The organism is Citrobacter sp. C5_2, assembly GCF_014596845.2.
Lineage (GTDB): Bacteria > Pseudomonadota > Gammaproteobacteria > Enterobacterales > Enterobacteriaceae > Citrobacter > Citrobacter werkmanii.
Window position 1 is genome coordinate 2195355 of the sequence record NZ_CP115032.1, and the last position, 17636, is coordinate 2212990.

Here is a 17636-nt window from a genome sequence, read left to right on the forward strand (position 1 = left end):
CTTCGGGCGGTTTTTTTATGGAGGAATTATGGCAGTACTTATCTCTGGCATATTAAAAGACGGAGCGGGGAAACCGGTACAGGACTGCATCATCCAGCTGAATGCGAAGAAAACCAGCGCGACCGTTGTTGTGGAGGTAACTTCATCCACTCTTACAGGAGCGGACGGTCACTACAGCATTGAGGCTGAGCCGGGTTATTACAGTGTGTCACTGTTGCGGGAAGGTTTTCCTCCCTCAGTGGCCGGTGACATTTACGTGGCCCCGACCGATACGCCGGATACCCTGAATGCGTTTCTCGATGCGCCAAAGGATGCGGACCTTCGTCCGGAGGTGATGAAACGTTTTGAGGAAATGGTAAACCGCACAGCAGCGCTGTACCAGGAGGTAGAGAAGGATCGGGAACGCGCCGAACAGGCCGCACAGTCAGCAGAGCAGAGTAAAGACGCGACAGCGTTGTCTGCAACGGCTGCGGCAGAGTCACAGCGCCTGGCGGCGCTCTCTGCCGATGCTGCTGATGAGTCTGCCCTATCTGCCACAGACTCTGCCCGGCAGACAGCACAGGACGTTCTGGCCAGCGGTGCAGATGCGGACAGTGCGGCAAAGTCTGCACAGACAGCGACGGAACAGGCCGGAGTGGCAAAAACTTCCGCTGATACCGCACAGAAAGCGCAGCAGGAGGCAGGTACTTCGGCACAGTCTGCAGCTGGAAGTGCCAAAAGTGCCGCCTCGTCAGCACAAACAGCGGGTGAGCACGCGGGCAATGCAGCTGCATCTGAAACCTCAGCGCGTGAAAGCGCCCTCACGGCTACACAGGCTGCAGAACAGGGTAATAACAGCGCAGCAGCTGCAGCACTAAGTGAACAGCATGCCAGGGAATCCAGCGACAAGGCCGCTAAATCAGAGACTGCGGCATCAGCCAGTGCAGAATCGGCATCTTCAAGTGGAGCGTCAGCCCTGCAGTCAGCCAAAACGGCTGAGAACCATAAAAATGAAGCCGCTGAGAGCGCCACCAGAGCCGAACAGGCCAGAGATGATGCCCTGACGCTGCGCGATGAAGCTCAGGAAAATGCCCTGAATGCCCGGAACAGCGCACAGGCTGCTGCTGCCAGTGAGAAAGAAAGTGGACAGGCAAGGGATGAAGCACAGCTTCTTGCTGAACAGGCCAGAAGTGCAGCGTCAAAAGCCGCCGCTGATACCATTAAAGAGATACAGGAAAGTGAAGACCTCAGTGGTCCGCCAGGTCCGCAGGGGCCTGCAGGTGCAAAAGGTGAAAAGGGTGACAAGGGAGACACCGGGTTAACGGGGGCAACAGGACCAATTGGTCCAGCTGGTCCGCAGGGACCTGCCGGTGCAAAAGGCGAAAAGGGTGACAAGGGAGACACCGGGCTAACGGGGGCTACAGGACCAACAGGCCCTGCAGGTCCGCAGGGACCGGCAGGTGCAAAAGGTGAAAAGGGTGACAAAGGAGATACCGGGCTAACGGGGGCTACAGGACCAACAGGCCCTGCAGGTCCGCAGGGACCGGCAGGTGCAAAAGGTGAAAAGGGTGACAAAGGAGATACCGGGTTAACTGGTGCCAGAGGGGCTACTGGAGCAACTGGCCCTGCAGGTCCGCAGGGACCGGCAGGCGCAAAAGGGGATAAGGGAGACAAAGGGGATACCGGGTTAACTGGACCGCAAGGGCCGCAAGGGCCGCAGGGACCAGCAGGTGCACCAGCGGGTGCTCTTCATGCTGTAGGTACGTTTGCGCTGGCATTGATGGAACCATCCAGAAGTCCTTTGAATCCCGGTGTAAATTTTGCAGGGAGTAGCTTACGGGCGTGTGGAATTCTAGCTAACAGCAATCGTGAAGCATCATTTTGTATCTGGGGTCCTAACCAGACATACACTTTGCCGGGTACATGGCGTTCGTGTGGGGTTATAACCACTTCATCGGATGGTATATCTGGGTATAATTTTCAATATTATGCCGGTCTTTTTCAGCGAATTTCATAGCAGGAGATTGTATGAATATTGAGGACATTCAGGCTCCTGAGTGGGCGAATAAAGAACATACAGCGATTAACTGCAGGGTTAAATTTGCAGAGTTTGATGAGTTTCTGCCTTTCACAGCATGTCAGAATGATTTTGAGGAGCATGGACGCCGTATCTACAGCGAGCTTGAATCAGGAAAGTATGGACCTGTAGCCCCTTTTATTATGACTGACAAGATGGTGGAGGATTTACGAAATCAGAAACTGACTGAAATCAGCAACTGGCGGGACGTTCAGGAAAACGCCAACATTATTTTTGAATTTGATGGTCAGCGATGGGATGGAGGCAAAGCATCGCAGGAGCGTCTTGCGCCCGTGGTTATGGCTGGCAGTGCAGGTCAGTTACCGGAAGGATTCTTCTGGACGGATGCGGATAACCACGATGTTCCGGTGAATTTTGAGTTCCTGCAACAGCTGGAGGCAGCGATGCTGCAGGCAATGGTAATGCATGGCTTCAGAGTTCACGAGCGGCAGAGGCAGATGAAATCGGAGGTAGCGTTACTTACAGATGTTAATACCATTGCTGGATATCCAGTTGGCTGGAGTGAGAGGAAGTAATGTGCTGGTTCACCTTTCTAAATGTCTAAATTGTATTAGCTCAGATTTGACCTGACACAGCTATGGCACAGACCTGAACCTAATGTGACAGGCAGGTCTGTGCCAGTAGCGAACATAGCAAACTGCTCAGCATGTTAATACTTGAAGGTGGTTCATAGCCACGAAAAACATACTTAAGTTTGGCTTGGGGTATCAGTAAAGTTTACAGTTGCTAATTATGGTTATTGGCAAGCAATCGGAGAATAACAGTGGCACGCCGAATTGAGCTACAGGGAATAGCTAATGCTCTTAATAAGAGCTTTGTTAGTCGTAACAACGACTTTAGGGGATACTGGGCTATTGGCCAGTTAAAGTTATTCGCTATCTATAACAATCTAACCACAATGCAGTTTTTTCTTACCCCACCAGAGGCCGACTCCTACTTTGGCCTGCGACATTATATTGTACGTCACTACGCCGACATACTCAGTCACTTGTTAAGAAAGCAACAAATTCCTGACATTTGGGTGAGCGGGGCTAGCATTAGGATCGACTTTAACGTAAATCCTAAACGCTCTCAGTTGCATGAACGCTCAGCCTCAGGTGAGCCTTTCCAGTGCTGTTGTCGGATAATTGATGACACTGGCCGCAGTTACTCCTCAATCATTTATGGTAAGTGCAAACCACACTCTACTGCGAAAGAAATGAAATCGACTCGAAAATTCACAATGTAAATAATCAGATGAACGTCCGTTTCTCGCTCAAAGCAGACCTTCAGCTCGTTCGCTTCATCAGGAGCGGATGCAACAAGGTTGGAAACCGCTTTTTGCTCCGCTGTAAATCACACACTGTCACCAAGTAAAATGCAAATGTGTAGTCAAGTAACACGCGATTGAGCAGAAAATCCTTTGTGAGTGGCATCCTTGCCGATTGATTACACTTCTGGCAAGGCATTACGGAGCTCGTTGAAAAACATCCTCATTTTTTCGCTCTCGGTTGAATGGTGTGCTCGCCTGTGATCATTGGGACAAAGTACAACAAGATTAGCCAGTGTATCGGGACCATCTTCGCTCAAAGGCTGAATATGATGCACTTCAGCAAAGAGTGTACCTTTGAGCGTCAGAAATCCCGGTTGGCCGCAATACTCACAAATCCCACGGCTTCTTTTTAACGCCTTCAGTCGCAACCCACTGCTCCTGCGGACTTCTTCTGAATCTTCTACACTGCTGTCATCACGAAAATCACCATGCTGGTCTTCGTAGTGAGTGACATTACCCCGGGTCAGGATTAATGTGCCGGTCAGATCGTCGTAGGCCGCAGACCACCGCTCTGTATCAAGAATGCGCTTGTTCGTATTGCGTACCTTCAACAGCACGTGTACCGGCAATCTCCGACGAATAATCTCCTTATAAATGTCATCGGTTCCCTTCCCCTTCCTGTCTCGGCCCCGAGCCCGGTAGCTGGTCATGTATGTCTCTTCCGGACCGGTCGATATCCGGATATTATCGGTCCATACATTAACCACTGCGATATCACCTTCAAGCCAAGCCCAGCGTTGGTTGTGGTTGGGCGAATTAGCATGTGGCCAGTCATCTAATGACATGCCAGCCATTATCAACAGGTCATAAATCCGTAAGTTTCTTTTCGGAACAGGTAAACTCATCATTGATTCAATTTCTTTAGTTGGTTAATAGATTACTCCGACAATTTTTATTTCTCAGAAAATCGGAAACTTAACATCACTAAAACGGGTTATTGGTTGGGCTGCATTTCAGATATATTTAAGATAAGACAAACAGACAGAGTGTTTTTTGACTGAACTAGAAGGTGGCTTCGAGCAAGGTGGCAAAACAGGTTCCGATGCTGGTGAAAACCACAAGTTAGAAACTCAGAGTTACAACCAAACTCTGCCAGTTGACGGAGTTTGGTTGGTCCTTAAGAAAACATGCGTTGTCAGTCTTTCTGTATTATCAACCGTGAATAGACAGTGGATTTACTCGGATCAGACGAAGATGATGATGCCATCTGATCGCTCACTTGCACAACTTTCCAACCCTGTTTTGCTAGTTCGGGCAGGGTGCCTTTGATCCCTCCACCGCAAGTAAAAACGGTACTGTCATTAACATCATGACGCCCTGTTTCGATCGCGCTAACTTCAGGGGAGCCACAAAAGTGTGCTTCCCCGGCTGCTGCCGATGCACTTAACCCAAGCAGAACTATTACCAGCAACGATTTTTTCATCAGTTTCTCTTCTTCATTATGCTACGTGCCACAATAAGGTAAAGACGGAACTACTAACTCAGATACGGGAAAAACTTAAATGATTCCCAAAGTCCACTATTAAGTGACACTAGCCCAACGGCTATATATGCCAGTACTGCAATAATAGCGACACTATACAATATTTTTTTCTTTAACTTCTGCCAGAATTTAAATACCAGAAATGACAGTACAACTATCATCCCAAGTTGAATGAGCAATCGCATTCCCAGGTCTACATCAAAGAGGTAAGCAAACTGAAGAGGGGCAAACAGGATGGAATAAACACTGAAAAGGATCGAGAAAATTATTCTTCCCAGGATTGAGGTAAGCCCACCCGCATATATGAGCATTTGCGAAGCCTGTAGTCCTGGTATTAAGATAACGCCCCATAGCGTAAACCAGATAATAATTAAGGCAAGAACTTTTCGCGCGCCGCTGGCGAAAGCCAGTTGGTCTTCATAAGACATTGACGTAGATGTTGATGTGGGTTGCTGGATACTACCCCATGAGTTGTTAACAGGCTGGTTTGGTTGGCTTGGAGCTTCCCAGGTAGCAGCATTATCAGCGCGCCACTTTTCATCATACTGCTTAAAAGGCTGTTCACTTGTCACATATTTACCGTCGCTATCTCTTCTGACGCTCATTGTTAACCCTCGAATTTTAATTGGTATTATGCTTGTTGTTGTACTTAACTGAAATTTTGGTATTCATATATGTAATATAATCATCATAGCGTAACTACAACAAATCAGAAAGTTAAGTGTTAAGTCAAAATAAACCCGCTGCGTATGGCACACCGAGCGAGCATTGGAAATAGCTTCCATCTTGACTGCATCCGGGATAGAGATGGTAGGGTTTTTATCCAGCACTTCAGCACGGATTACACTTACTCCGGTTTTGCTTGCGATCTGATGGCTTAGGAAACATAAAATATCATACGATAAAAGTTATTTTGTACAGACAGCCAAGGAGAACTAATGGACTACTGCCTGCGTCAGACATTCGAGTTCATTGCCCGGCCCCCTAAGGTATTGGTCTGGCAAACGCTGCCGGAAGAATGACTATGCAAGTTATCTCGGCTGTTGCTGAATTTGAAAGTTAATTGCGGCATGAACGTGTGCGAGTAAAAACAGCCGGTAAACAGTTTGGACGTCCTTCTGCACTAAATGAAGAGCAGTCAGTTATGGTTACTATATGGAATCACACTGGAGTTAGTATTAGGGCCATCGCACAGGGATCCAATAATACCCGGCAAACCACACTCCGGGTAAAGGGAGGGTAGCAATAACTCTAAGTGCTTGGCTGGACCGGTTGCTATGTGCCAGAAGCGGACCTTATCTCTCAGGGTCCACCAGACCATCCATAAGTATATACTGCGCCGCTTTACGCGCGTATTGATCAATCAAAGGCACAAGCCGAGTGAAATGCTCGCTGGCGCAATGTGCATCGAGTGCCGCCCGGTAAGGCCATTCTTCAATAAAAATAAAATGCCCCGGATTCTTTTCATCTCGATACAAATCATAAGCAATACACAGAGGCTCTCGTTTCGTTGCTGCGATGAGCTCGCGGTATAAAGGGAGAACGGTGTCGACGCACTCGGGTTTGATAAAATCTTCGGCAATGACCTTTAGCATGCGAACTCCTTCATTAAAAATGTCCAGGGCTTTTGATGGATAATGCCAGCCTGAAGGGCTATTTCAAACAGAATGTCCGCTGCTCGCTCAAAGCAGCCTGTCAGATTTGATTGTGTGCTGCCAGTGAAAACCGTCAGATCAAGTCTGAGTTAATACATCAAAATGCGTGTAACCGCTAATCACTTAATACAACTATCTATGGAGTATCCAACCTGATTTGAAGACTTGGTCGCGGAGTTACTGATTTTCCTCAAAGCCCACGTACGTGGGCAATAGTGCTTCAGTCCTGAACCAGCCACATATCAGCCTCTTCAAACATTTCCTGAACAGTACGGCTTAGCTGTTCTTTCTCATGCTTGCTGGCGTCAGTGTTGATCGCCGGCAGCGTCATCATCGGTTTTACCCAAGTACCAGTATCGGGAAAAGGCGCGGTTTCACACTTATTTCCCTTAGAATTACATCCTTTACATTAGACCTATGAATACAAGATGAAGTGCCACTTATTTGGCTAAAATGCAAACACAAATCTAACTTGGATGTGGTTTTGCGTTATTTTATAACGTTCTTTTCTAATAAAAAACATAAAGAAATATTTGTTTTAGCCGATAATCTGTTTTAACTGTATGTATTTGATTCACGAAAGATAGTAGAATGTATGTTGTTACATAGGGTCAGGCATATAAAGAGGTCGGCGTGAAGAATAACCACAATTTAAAACGAATTAAGCCTTATGTGATATCAATCATGTTTTCATTTTTTATTTTTTTCTCATTATCTGAGATTTCAATGTATTATATATACAAGGAGAGGATTGCATCATATACAGAACGAGTTTTGAATAGAAGCGTTAGTCTCATTCAACAGATTGATAAAATAAATGATAGTTATGAAATATTTAATGCTTATAGTCCTTGTAGTGAACTACAACTTCATGCTCTAAGAGTGGCCTTATGGCCCTATGCTCTTATAAAAGATATATCATTTATTTCAAATGGTGCAGTCATATGTAGTGCTTTATGGGGAGTGTTGCCAGCACCATTGCTTCTCAATATCTATGATAGAAAAGTTGAAAAGGACAATGTAACTTGGTTTTTTGGTGTGTTACTGGAAAATAATGTAAAAGCTGATTTGCTAAGCAATCAAAAATTAGCCATAACGATTTCACCATTTGCATTTAATAGATTTGTTACAGACCATGAAGAGAAGGGGTTTTCTGCAATTGTAGGTGACAGAGATCATTCGCTTCATTTGTTCAAACTTGGTGAGCAGGTCGATCTTCTTGAAGAGGCTCAGCATGATAAATCCTACCAACTAGGACTTATTACCACGCAAAGCTGTAATAAAAATAATAATATCTGTGTCATGGGGGGAGTTAAATTTCCGTGGATGAGTTTCGATAGTTGGTTAACGATGTTGTTGATTTCCTTTACATCTATTGCGACCGGTGTTCTTCTGGGTGGTTTTTATAATCAAAGAGTTGCACGTAAGCAATCATTAGTTTCAAGATTAAAAAATGCGATAAGAAGCGAATCATTATATCTTGTGTATCAACCTATTTATAAAATAAAAACCGGAAAAATTATTGGTGTGGAAGCACTAATTAGATGGGATGATCATGATATTGGTAGCATTCCTCCTGATATTTTTATCCCTATTGCAGAGAAGCATGGTTTAATCCAGGGAATAAGTGATTTTGTATTTCGAATGGTAGTAAAGCAAACCATGTCTCTTTCTGAGGAATTTGATATTTTTATAAGCATTAATGTTAGTTCTCAAGACCTTCTGTCGGAATCATTTCAAGAAAAAGTGTTTCAGATGATTGATGAATCAAATATAAAACCTGGTATGATAATGATGGAGTTAACAGAAAGGCAGAGCGCGGAAATAAATTCCCTCCAAAAGGTTATTTCTTTATTTAATAATAAAGGTATATCAATAGCTATTGATGATTTCGGGACTGGTCATTCAAATTTAAACTGGCTATCAAATTTACAAATAGATGAAATTAAAATTGATAAGTCAATTACAGATTCTATTGGTGAACCCTCTGTAAATAATAATATCGTATCAGGATTGGTGGAGATTTTTAAAGATATAACTAACAAAGTCGTTTTCGAAGGTGTCGAGACATCAACTCAGGTGAAATATTTAACTGAAATGTTCCCTGAGTGCGGTGTCCAAGGATGGTATTACTCACAGCCACTATCTATAGATAAATTGACAAAGTTAGTAAATGATATTAATGGGGTTTAATATGTATTTCATTGTTTTTATTGTTTAATTTTATATAAGATACGTGTAACCGTGTACCATATAAATTTAACAGCTGAACTTTAATATCTCGTGCCGAATATAGTTGACTAGTTGGTTCGAGATTGAGTGAAATGTCGCGTTCTGATTCATCAGCGAGCAGGGCAAGATAATCTTCACGCGTCATTGACTGTAAAAAACGTCCACACATAGAAACCTCCAGCCATATGTCAGACTGAAAGTATAGGGCAGGAAGAAAAAGTGGTGCGCACCGGTAATGATTTAAAAAGGAGCTTGTAAGGTAAATTGGAATGATGGTTTTGTGAATTGATGAATTCTTAAAAATATGTAGATGCTGGAACAATGCGATCCCGAATTTTTCCCGACGACGCCACGAAACCAATAGCAACTGATTGATCTTGAATGGGTGCATTAGTAAGTATCAGGAGGTGTTTTTTAGTGGTTTTTTGGTGTTAACATATTGAAGTTTATAGGTTATTACGTTTTGATTTGTAAACAGGAATCGTATTCGGTCTCTTTTTATGCGGATTTCATTTCAATAAGTTAGAACGTCATGTCCAAAAATTTCCGAAATTTGTCCACATATCCGTATTTGGGATTGCTTCGTTATACCACACAGTTTTTAACATTCACAGTGTATTTGCAGAGAAAAAGAACAGGGCTGGGTGCTGTTTTTCCTCGTATCCAGGAGTGTGCATGACGTATGTGTCAGTGTTTTCAGTGGGTTCTTGTTCCCTCAGACGTTTGGACTCGCTTGTACCGATAGCGGTATACTTCTTCATCAATAGGTGAAGTTCTCACCACTGACTCGGGACTTAGACTCACAGTAAAGAGACAGAAGAAATGGATAAGTTTAAAGAATGGCTGGTGATGGAAATTGGTAATGCAGACGATCTCTCTTCCTCATTGAATCTCTACACTAATGTCTATCAGTTAATACCTGAATATAAATTTGTATTTTCGTCTCCTAAAGGTCCATATCCGGGCTTTCAAACTAACAAAAAGTTCGAAAACGGAGCATCTATTCGTTCTTTATTCAATGATGAAAACGTGTTCGTCATGGATCCTCAAACGATAGAAGAAATGTTTAGTGATAAACGCTGCTCTACTTTTAAAATAGACTACTCAATATCCCTTGATAGCCAGGCATTAAGCTATTTGCGGCCTTATATTAACGGAAAGGTCTCAGGTTTAGATGATGACATTGAAGAAATATTCAATTTTATTTCCCATAAAAATACTCAGGTAGATTCTGTATTGTATGAACTGGAGAATCTTAAAAATTTAGATGTAAAAGAAAACCATCATAAAATATTTGATAAATTGTTAGGTTACGAGTTTATAAAGGATGTAGATTTCATCAAAACGGGAAATACCGGGAAATTGACATCAAAAATATCACAAAGTGAGCTTTTTCTTAAAACTGACAGGCATTTTAATTCTATGCTTGCTAAACACAAGGATTCTGAGTTCAGGCGTGCGCTACGAAATCGACATGATAGTATATACGCTTACCTTCTTATGATGAGTATCATCCAAATCAAATCACCCGCCAGATCGCTCAAGAATAAACTTATCGATCTGTTAATTTTTGCACACAACAAAGTCGGTTTTCTGGCCACAAGAGAGCTGATTCTTGCAAGTGAGTTCTTTAAAAGAGGAACTCGATTTAGATTTTTTAACAAGATACATAAAAAATCAAAAAATATGTGGCCAGCTTTACATGGGATGGCATGGGACCTTACTCATTGCAGATATTTAGAACAAGCTATTACCTTCAATACCGGAAATGATCAACGGTATTTTTTCCCTGGAATTTTAAGCTGTGATAAAGGATTTATTGAAGCTATGGAGCTGACACCATTAAAGGCCGTTGCATTTAATACCCAGGGGGGGCCGCCACTGCTCTTTTACCATGATAATGACGTGAAAAAAATCACAGCAGACATACCTGAGGTTATTGATTTTTATAAAAAAATAACTAGCAAACATAAAAGAGAAGAAAGAGCCAGCACGCGAAATGCACCCACTTATGACCTGCAATCTATTGTTACAGAACTGGAAGAAGAGCTGGAAGCTGTTGCCCAGGTGCCTGTTAGGCGGGCTGCTCACATAGGGTCGTGACACCAGCATCGTTCGGAATTTTGCTGCTATGGTTTAATTAAGTGAAGGGTAATATTTGTATGCAGGAGGTCAAATGGGACAGCCTGACAAAATCTACCAGCGGATCGTAGCAACAAACTGGCGACACGTCTGGGTCGTTGGGGATCTCCACGGTTGCTTCTCTTTATTGATGGCAAAACTGCGCCAGTGCCATTTTGATCCCTGGCAGGATCTGTTGGTTTCAGTGGGCGATGTTATCGACCGTGGCCCTGACAGTCTCCGTTGCCTGCGCCTGATGCGTAAACGCTGGATTGTGGCAGTCAGGGGCAATCATGAGCAGATGGCGTTGGATGCACTGGCGACGGGGGAGCAACTGTCGTGGTTTATGAACGGCGGCGCGTGGTTTGCTCACGCGGATCAGCCCGCGGCGAGGTTAGCACTGGAAGCGTGCCGAAAGTTACCCTGGATTCTGGAACTACGCTGCCGGAGTGGTATACACGTTGTTGCTCATGCTGATTACCCGGATGATGATTACCAGTGGCAAAAAGAGGTCGATTTACAGCGGGTGCTGTGGGATCGTGCGCGGTTGATGAACAATGGTAACGGCATACGCGGCGCGGATCACTTTTGGTTTGGCCATACGCCGCTGCGGCATCGGTTGGATCGCGACAATCTGCACTATATTGATACCGGTGCGGTATTTGGCGGCGAATTAACGCTGGTGCAACTGCAATAATCAGAAATCACTGTATTCCTGGGCCGGACGCCAGAAGCTGTCGATATAATCGTCCGCAGGTAAACATCCGCCGTTACGAATGCGCTGATCGTCCATCGATACAAGGCATTGCTGCTCAGTTTTGTAGACATCAACCACGATATCTTCACAACCGCCGTCAAGGTAGCACACAAAAAGAACCAGCGTGAACATTCCATCCTCTAATGGTAAAGCCATACCTCTAGTGTAGAAGATGTTGATAGATGAGGGAAATTAGCCAGGAAATAACCCGTCTGGCGACGGGTTCTTTTTGAATCAGGCAAGGCGCATGATCCAGGCATCTGACTTACGATCGTAGTGCTCGCGAAACAGAACAGAATGTTCTCCATTCAGAAGGGCCGGGACGCTGGTGTCGGCATCCCAGGCGTCCAGTTGCATACATAAATCCGGATCGGATTTACATGGAATGGTTAACGTTCGGTCCCCCGGCGATTCGCCATGCAACTCGGCGTCGTCGATTTCAAAAGCGCCAATGCGCACACTGGTTTTCATCATCGTGCTCTCCGTTTATCTGCTGATTGTGGTAAGACCAGTTAGGCCGTCCATTTTTCAGCGTAGTCAACGTTAGCAAAAGCGCCAGTCAAAACGTGCGTTATCCTGTAAAGAGTTTGCCATCTCGGACAAGATCGCGTGGATAGCTATTTTTCAATCGCGATCCAATACGCTTTGCCAGGCCGATCGGCTGATGCTGGAAGGTAACCAACACGTCGTCAGTTGTGGGTGAAGTTTGCGGATAAACATCTCTACCGCGATACCACTCTTCCGCTTCGGCAAGGCTCAGTTCGAACGCATGGCTATGGCCTGGATCGGCGAGGGCGATGACGGCTTCATGCTGCCAACGATACCCTTTGTTGTGGGTCTCAGCCAGTTTAACCCCGAGCCGGGAAAAACGAACTTTGCCAATCAGGGGTTCAATCTCTGTCGGAAATAACCAGATCTCTTTATCGCGCTGCCACAGGCGTAAATTGTCTGCCCATTGTAATCCGCAGGCGTTAGCGGCCTGGGCAACAAGCGCGGATTCACGTCCTTTCAGCGGGCTGAACGGGAAGTTACCCACTTTATATTTCGGTGAGGGTAGCGCAGGAATGGCGGCCGTTTTGCGCAAACGCGCGACGAAGAATCCTTCACAATCGTAGATCTGCGGGAACACATGCAGGAATCCTTCCGGCGTCAGGGCGCGTTCAGCCTCCGGGAATAAATCGCCCAACGGTAAAAATTCAACGGCATCCGGGTAGGTTTCAATCAACCACTGCATAATGGCTTCGTTTTCGTCACGGTTCAGCGTACAGGTTGAATAAACCAATGTGCCGCCGGGACGCAGAGCGTGAAATGCGCTGTCGAGGAGCTCACGCTGGGTTGCGGCAATTTCCAGATTACTTTCTATGGACCAGTTTTTCAGCGCATCGGGATCTTTACGTACCACGCCTTCGCCGGAACATGGAGCATCCAGCAATATGGCATCGAATGTTTCTGGTAATGCCGCGCCGAATACCCGCCCGTCAAAATGGGTCAGGGCGACATTGTTGATACCGCAACGGCTGATATTAGCATGCAGGACTTTGACGCGACTGGCGGAAAACTCATTCGCCAGAATCACGCCCTGATTATTCATTTTGGCGGCAATTTGCGTGGTTTTGGAGCCGGGAGCTGCCGCGACATCCATTACGCGTTCCGGGGTATTGCCATCGGCAAACAGCGCGGCGACTGGCAACATTGAGCTGGCTTCCTGAATATAAAACAGGCCGCTTAAATGTTCTGCGGTGCTGCCGAGCGGCAGTGACGTTTCATCATCGCGTTCAATCCAGAAGCCTTCAGCACACCATGGAACAGGGGTGAGCGACCAGTTATATGGCGCTGTCAGAGTGAGGAAATCGGCAACAGAGATTTTCAGCGTATTGACGCGGATGCTACGGCGCAGCGGACGCTGGCAGGCAGCGAGAAAATCATCGAATGAGAGCGTGGAAGGCATTGCTTCACGCATTTGTGTCAGAAAGGCGTCGGGAAAATAAGCCACTTGGTACCACCGGCAAAAAAACAGGTGCGCAGTGTAGCATAAGTGCTCCGGCGCGAGCACGCCGGAGCAAAGGGAGAGGTTATCGTGGCAGGGCGGTTCCCCATTCACGCCACTCTTTCGGTTCGCTTTCCTGCAACAGGAAGTGCTTACCAGCCTGTGCTTTCGGGGCCAGTGGCGTACCCGGCGGGGTTGCAAAGGCGATCCCACCGCGAATGAACTGATTAAAGGTACCGGTCTTCACGACGCCGCCGGTCAGGCCGAAGTCGAGACTGTAGCCGGATGCCAGCCAGAATACAGAGTTGTTACGCACCAGATGCTGATAGCGCTGGCTGATGCGCATAGCGATCATCACGCGATCGGAAAGGGAGCCGAGCGTCAACCCGGTGACGGTCCCCACCTCAATACCTCTGAACAGAACTGGCGTACCGATGTTTAATGAACCCGCTTCCGGTGCTTCCACCACAATACTCAGACCATCGAGGTAACGAGAGTCGGTGATAGTAGCTTCCTGCAGCTCAAAATCACGGCGCGGGTTACCGCGGCCAGGTTCAACGTTGATATACGGCTGTAAGATGGTATCTAAATGCTCCACGCCGGCTGCTGATATTTGCGGGGTAATCACGGAGAAGCGTGTGCCGCTACGCGCAAAGGTCTGTACGTACTCCGGATACAGTACCGCTTTGGCCTGAACTTCGTTACGGGCAGTGATCAGCTCAAGCGTCTGGATCTGGCCAATATCGATTCCCAGATAGCGAATCGGCATCCCGGCCGCCAGTTTACCGGCATCGAAAGCGTGCAGGGTTATCTGGCCGCCCACCGCACGGGCAGCGGTTTCTGACGCATACAGAATCCGCTTGTCGCCTTTGCGTTGGCTGGCGCTGGCGCCGCTCAGGTTATCGAAGCTTATTGCGCCTTTAATCGCTCGCGACAGGGGAGAAGCCTGAACGGTTAAACCGCTGCCGTTAAGCTGAACCTTGGCGCCGCCCTCGGCCCAGAATACGCTGTTGCTGGTCAGCAGGTTGCGATATTCCGGTTTGATATGCAGATCGATATCAAACGCATCGGCGCGTGGACGAACGCTAATCACTTCACCGACTTCGAATTTACGATACAACACCACCGAACCGGCCTGCACATCGGGCAGCGTCTCGGCACTCAGGCTGACCGTGGTGGTTGGCAGATCGCTCAGGCTGTTCTCAATCGCTTTTTCCAGGTTGGCATACAGCGGGTAGCTTTTTTTCATTTCACCTTTTGTACCAGGCAAAATACGAATGCCGCCGCTGATCCACTCACTGGCGCTGGCGCCAAGAAACTCCACGCCATCAAGCCCAACTTTGACATCGACCCGACTGTTGACCACAAACTTACTGTCGCCTTGCACCAGCGCGCGATGCTGCGGTTCGATGGCGACGGTAAACGAAACGCCTTTGCTGGAGAGCGTGCGCTCAATCACCTGACCGACCTGTACGCCGTGAAGAATAAGCGGTTGGCCGGCATCAATACCGTAACTTTCCGGCGCGGTCAGCGTCAGCGTCATGACGCCCGGATCGTGTAGCAATGATTGCTCTGCAGGAATCACCGCAAACTGGTTACGCGGCTCGCCCTCGCCAGGTATCAGTTCGAATGTTTTGCCCGTCAGCAGCGAACTGAGATTCGCATCGCTTAATGATAATTTAGGGCTGTGTAATTCAATACGCGTGTTGTCGCGCAATAGCGTGACGACGCTGGGATCGACCGTCATCTCACCGGTGACTTTCCCGCCCGGATTTAAATCCAGTTTGGTCAGTTGACCGACTTCTAATCCTTGATACATCAGCGAAGTTGAGCCTGCTTTCAGTCCGTCGCCGCTGGGTAAGTCGAGCTTAACGATCACGCCGCGCTGGCTGTGTGCGAGATCCTGATACAAACCAAACGTGTCGTCGGCAACGGCGGGTTGCGAATCTTCCGGTGAGTCAAAGGCAATGGCGCCATTTACCAGCGCAGCCAGACTCTCCAGTTTCACTTTGGCGCCGCTGAGGCTGACATCCGCGTCTACCCCTGATACGTTCCAGAAACGGCTGCCTTTTTTCACCAGATTGGTAAAGCGACGTTCAATCAGCACGTCGATGGTTACGCCCTGATTATTTGGATTAATGGTGTAGTCATAGACCCTACCTACCGGGATTTTGCGGAAATAAACCAGCGAGCCGCTATTAAGCGAACCGAGGTCGGGGGCCCGCAGGTGCAGCATCAAATCGCCATTGTTCAGACGGTATTTCGGCTGCGTATCGAGCGCGACGAAATGATCCTCTGGCTCGCCGGTTCCGGGCATCATGCCGATATAGTTGCCGCCAACTAACGCATCCAGGCCGGAAACCCCCGCCAGTGACGCTTTCGGTGTGACCAGCCAGAACTGGGTATCTTTGCGCAGTGCATCTTTCATATTTGATTTGATGCTGACGCGGACTTCAATTTTACGCAGGTCTTTGCTGAGGTTGATGTCCTGCACCGTGCCCACTTCGACGCCCTGATAGCGAACAGGGGTACGGCCAGGCACAATGCCGTCCGCCGACATAAAGTCAATGGTTACGGTATTACCGCGATCTTCATAGCTTCCCCAGATAAGCCATCCTGCAATCATCAATGCGATGAACGGCAGCAGCCAGAACGGGGAGATACGACGTTTTGTTTTAATCTGCGCTTCAGTCTGCGAAGCGGGCGTTTCCTGACTCATGTGCATCCCAAAGTAAGCGGCTGTCCAGCCATTCCACTGCAAGAATAGTCAATATTACCGCTGCGCCGAAATAAAACGCAGCCGGTCCCATAGTAAAAGCAAGTATCTGATCGCGATTAATCAGCGACATGGTTAAAGCGATAACAAAAAGATCCAGCATTGACCAGCGACCAATCCAGGTCACTATGCGCAGTAGTTTGATGCGGGTACGCAATCCTTGCTCACATTTAAAATGAATGCTGATGAGCAACGTAAACATCACAATCACTTTGGTGAATGGCACCAGAATACTGGCAATAAACACGATCGCCGCCACGCCGATATTACTGTTCGCCAGAGACAGTATGCCTGACATGATCGTGTCTTCCTGCCGGGAGCCATTGACATAAATAATCGAGATAGGCAGGAGGTTCGCAGGCAGCAGCAGGACAATTGAGGCCAGCAGAGCAGCCCAACATTTTTGAATACTTTGATTTCTGCGCCAGCGCAACGGTATGTGGCAACGAGGGCAGCGACCGCGGGCGTCCGGATACCCTGTAAAGTGGCAACCAAGGCAAACGCGAAGCTTTTCATCGGGCCGACGAGCAGGCCTTTGTGGGTAAAAACGGTCCCAAAGCTGTTCTACGTTGAGGTGCGATAACGTCAAGATACTGAGGATCACCAGCGCAATAAAAGCAAACAGTCCCACCCCAGGTTGCAAATAAGCATAGTCCTGAACTTTAATTGACGCGACGCCGATACCCACAAGATAGATATCGAGCATCACCCACTCTTTGAGCCTTTCCAGCATCAGTAGCACCGGACGCAGGTTCATCCCGAGAATATTACCAAACCACAGATAAGCGATTGAGGTAACGAGAATAATCGGCGCGCCCGCAACGCAAAATAGCACGAAAGATGCGGTGAGTGGGTCGCCCTGGCGGGTCATTTGCCAGATACCCTGCATCACATTGGCGTCAATGCGTACACCGAGCAAAAAAATATGTAACAGCGGCTCTCCCCAGGCGAAGGGCATCAGCAGCAACATGGTGACAGCCATTGCTGCCAGCCGCGTTAAGGACCAGTCGCGTCCGTCACGGATTTTTGCCTGACAGCGTGGGCAGAATGCGCTTTGGTGCGAGCGCATTTTAGGCAAGCTGAATATCAGGTCGCATTCAGGACAACGATGATAATGTGCACGCGGTAGTGCCTCGCCGATAGACCTGATGGCTATTTTTTTAGTTGGCGTGATGCGTGATGTCGTAAGGGCCATGTATCGCGTATCAAAATGTTGAAGTAATGTTATCTTAACTC

Annotated in this window: 14 protein-coding genes and 3 pseudogenes; 6 read left to right on the top strand and 11 right to left on the bottom strand. The window is 47.3% G+C overall.

Annotated elements, in window-relative coordinates:
* The first annotated feature begins 28 nt into the window (after positions 1–28).
* Both ICA20_RS10710 and ICA20_RS10715 read left to right on the top strand, forming a co-directional pair.
* On the top strand, positions 29–1996 hold the full coding sequence (locus ICA20_RS10710; protein WP_071888147.1) for a prophage tail fiber N-terminal domain-containing protein: 1968 nt from the start codon (positions 29–31) through the stop codon (positions 1994–1996).
* Positions 1997–2007: 11 nt separating this feature from the next.
* A complete protein-coding gene (locus ICA20_RS10715; protein ID WP_038641321.1) occupies positions 2008–2592 on the top strand; it encodes a DUF4376 domain-containing protein in 585 nt (194 codons plus the stop codon).
* A gap of 913 nt (positions 2593–3505) precedes the next feature.
* On the opposite strand, the gene ICA20_RS10720 is transcribed toward ICA20_RS10715, so the two are convergent.
* The 3 genes from ICA20_RS10720 to ICA20_RS10730 form a co-directional block, all read right to left on the bottom strand.
* A complete protein-coding gene (locus ICA20_RS10720) occupies positions 3506–4237 on the bottom strand; it encodes an HNH endonuclease signature motif containing protein (RefSeq protein WP_038641319.1) in 732 nt (243 codons plus the stop codon).
* Positions 4238–4524: 287 nt separating this feature from the next.
* Positions 4525–4812: a hypothetical protein gene (locus ICA20_RS10725; protein WP_038641317.1), complete on the bottom strand. Its 288-nt coding sequence runs from the start codon at positions 4810–4812 to the stop codon at positions 4525–4527.
* Between the two features lie 53 nt (positions 4813–4865).
* A complete protein-coding gene (locus ICA20_RS10730) occupies positions 4866–5477 on the bottom strand; it encodes a hypothetical protein (protein ID WP_038641316.1) in 612 nt (203 codons plus the stop codon).
* Positions 5478–5800: 323 nt separating this feature from the next.
* On the opposite strand from ICA20_RS10730, the pseudogene ICA20_RS10735 reads away from it, so the two are divergent.
* Positions 5801–6115, top strand: a pseudogene (locus ICA20_RS10735) (recombinase family protein); the annotation flags it as partial.
* A gap of 52 nt (positions 6116–6167) precedes the next feature.
* Here the strand turns inward: ICA20_RS10735 and ICA20_RS10740 are convergent.
* Both ICA20_RS10740 and ICA20_RS10745 read right to left on the bottom strand, forming a co-directional pair.
* Entirely contained in the window at positions 6168–6467 is a 300-nt protein-coding gene (locus ICA20_RS10740; protein WP_038641313.1) for a putative quinol monooxygenase, read from the bottom strand.
* A gap of 280 nt (positions 6468–6747) precedes the next feature.
* Positions 6748–6870, bottom strand: a pseudogene (locus ICA20_RS10745) (DinI-like family protein); the annotation flags it as partial.
* Positions 6871–7160: 290 nt separating this feature from the next.
* Here ICA20_RS10745 and ICA20_RS10750 point away from each other — a divergent pair.
* Positions 7161–8720 carry an EAL domain-containing protein gene (locus ICA20_RS10750; protein WP_149282293.1) on the top strand — a complete coding sequence of 520 codons (1560 nt, stop codon included), beginning with the start codon at positions 7161–7163 and terminating at the stop codon, positions 8718–8720.
* A 112-nt stretch (positions 8721–8832) separates the two neighbouring features.
* Here the strand turns inward: ICA20_RS10750 and ICA20_RS10755 are convergent.
* A pseudogene (locus ICA20_RS10755) lies at positions 8833–8928 on the bottom strand (SOS response-associated peptidase); the annotation flags it as partial.
* Positions 8929–9581: 653 nt separating this feature from the next.
* Here ICA20_RS10755 and ICA20_RS10760 point away from each other — a divergent pair.
* Both ICA20_RS10760 and pphA read left to right on the top strand, forming a co-directional pair.
* Positions 9582–10862, top strand: a complete 1281-nt coding sequence (locus ICA20_RS10760) for a hypothetical protein (protein WP_038641309.1) — start codon at positions 9582–9584, stop codon at positions 10860–10862.
* Positions 10863–10935: 73 nt separating this feature from the next.
* A complete protein-coding gene (gene pphA, locus ICA20_RS10765; protein ID WP_038641307.1) occupies positions 10936–11577 on the top strand; it encodes a protein-serine/threonine phosphatase in 642 nt (213 codons plus the stop codon).
* Here the strand turns inward: pphA and ICA20_RS10770 are convergent, their stop codons facing one another.
* The 5 genes from ICA20_RS10770 to yebS all read right to left on the bottom strand — a co-directional run bounded on the left by ICA20_RS10770 (position 11578) and on the right by yebS (position 17595).
* A complete protein-coding gene (locus ICA20_RS10770; protein WP_032939629.1) occupies positions 11578–11769 on the bottom strand; it encodes a YebW family protein in 192 nt (63 codons plus the stop codon). It lies immediately after the preceding gene.
* A 102-nt stretch (positions 11770–11871) separates the two neighbouring features.
* Positions 11872–12108, bottom strand: a complete 237-nt coding sequence (locus ICA20_RS10775) for a YebV family protein (protein WP_029139506.1) — start codon at positions 12106–12108, stop codon at positions 11872–11874.
* A gap of 100 nt (positions 12109–12208) precedes the next feature.
* On the bottom strand, positions 12209–13597 hold the full coding sequence (rsmF, locus tag ICA20_RS10780) for a 16S rRNA (cytosine(1407)-C(5))-methyltransferase RsmF (protein WP_038643223.1): 1389 nt from the start codon (positions 13595–13597) through the stop codon (positions 12209–12211).
* Positions 13598–13709: 112 nt separating this feature from the next.
* Entirely contained in the window at positions 13710–16343 is a 2634-nt protein-coding gene (locus tag ICA20_RS10785; protein WP_038641305.1) for a PqiB family protein, read from the bottom strand.
* Positions 16312–17595, bottom strand: coding sequence for a membrane integrity lipid transport subunit YebS (gene yebS / locus ICA20_RS10790; RefSeq protein WP_038641303.1), 1284 nt, complete (start codon positions 17593–17595; stop codon positions 16312–16314). The genes ICA20_RS10785 and yebS overlap by 32 nt, the downstream gene beginning before the upstream one ends.
* Between the last annotated feature and the right edge of the window lie 41 nt (positions 17596–17636).

Bases quoted from the DNA above. Each gene is read 5' to 3' on its own strand.
- ICA20_RS10710 (WP_071888147.1), top strand. From the start codon at position 29: ATGGCAGTACTTATCTCTGGCATATTAAAAGACGGAGCGGGGAAACCG.
- ICA20_RS10715 (WP_038641321.1), top strand. From the start codon at position 2,008: ATGAATATTGAGGACATTCAGGCTCCTGAGTGGGCGAATAAAGAACAT.
- ICA20_RS10720 (WP_038641319.1), bottom strand. From the start codon at position 4,237: ATGATGAGTTTACCTGTTCCGAAAAGAAACTTACGGATTTATGACCTG.
- ICA20_RS10725 (WP_038641317.1), bottom strand. From the start codon at position 4,812: ATGAAAAAATCGTTGCTGGTAATAGTTCTGCTTGGGTTAAGTGCATCG.
- ICA20_RS10730 (WP_038641316.1), bottom strand. From the start codon at position 5,477: ATGAGCGTCAGAAGAGATAGCGACGGTAAATATGTGACAAGTGAACAG.
- ICA20_RS10740 (WP_038641313.1), bottom strand. From the start codon at position 6,467: ATGCTAAAGGTCATTGCCGAAGATTTTATCAAACCCGAGTGCGTCGAC.
- ICA20_RS10760 (WP_038641309.1), top strand. From the start codon at position 9,582: ATGGATAAGTTTAAAGAATGGCTGGTGATGGAAATTGGTAATGCAGAC.
- pphA (WP_038641307.1), top strand. From the start codon at position 10,936: ATGGGACAGCCTGACAAAATCTACCAGCGGATCGTAGCAACAAACTGG.
- ICA20_RS10770 (WP_032939629.1), bottom strand. From the start codon at position 11,769: ATGTTCACGCTGGTTCTTTTTGTGTGCTACCTTGACGGCGGTTGTGAA.
- ICA20_RS10775 (WP_029139506.1), bottom strand. From the start codon at position 12,108: ATGAAAACCAGTGTGCGCATTGGCGCTTTTGAAATCGACGACGCCGAG.
- rsmF (WP_038643223.1), bottom strand. From the start codon at position 13,597: ATGCGTGAAGCAATGCCTTCCACGCTCTCATTCGATGATTTTCTCGCT.
- ICA20_RS10785 (WP_038641305.1), bottom strand. From the start codon at position 16,343: ATGAGTCAGGAAACGCCCGCTTCGCAGACTGAAGCGCAGATTAAAACA.
- yebS (WP_038641303.1), bottom strand. From the start codon at position 17,595: ATGGCCCTTACGACATCACGCATCACGCCAACTAAAAAAATAGCCATC.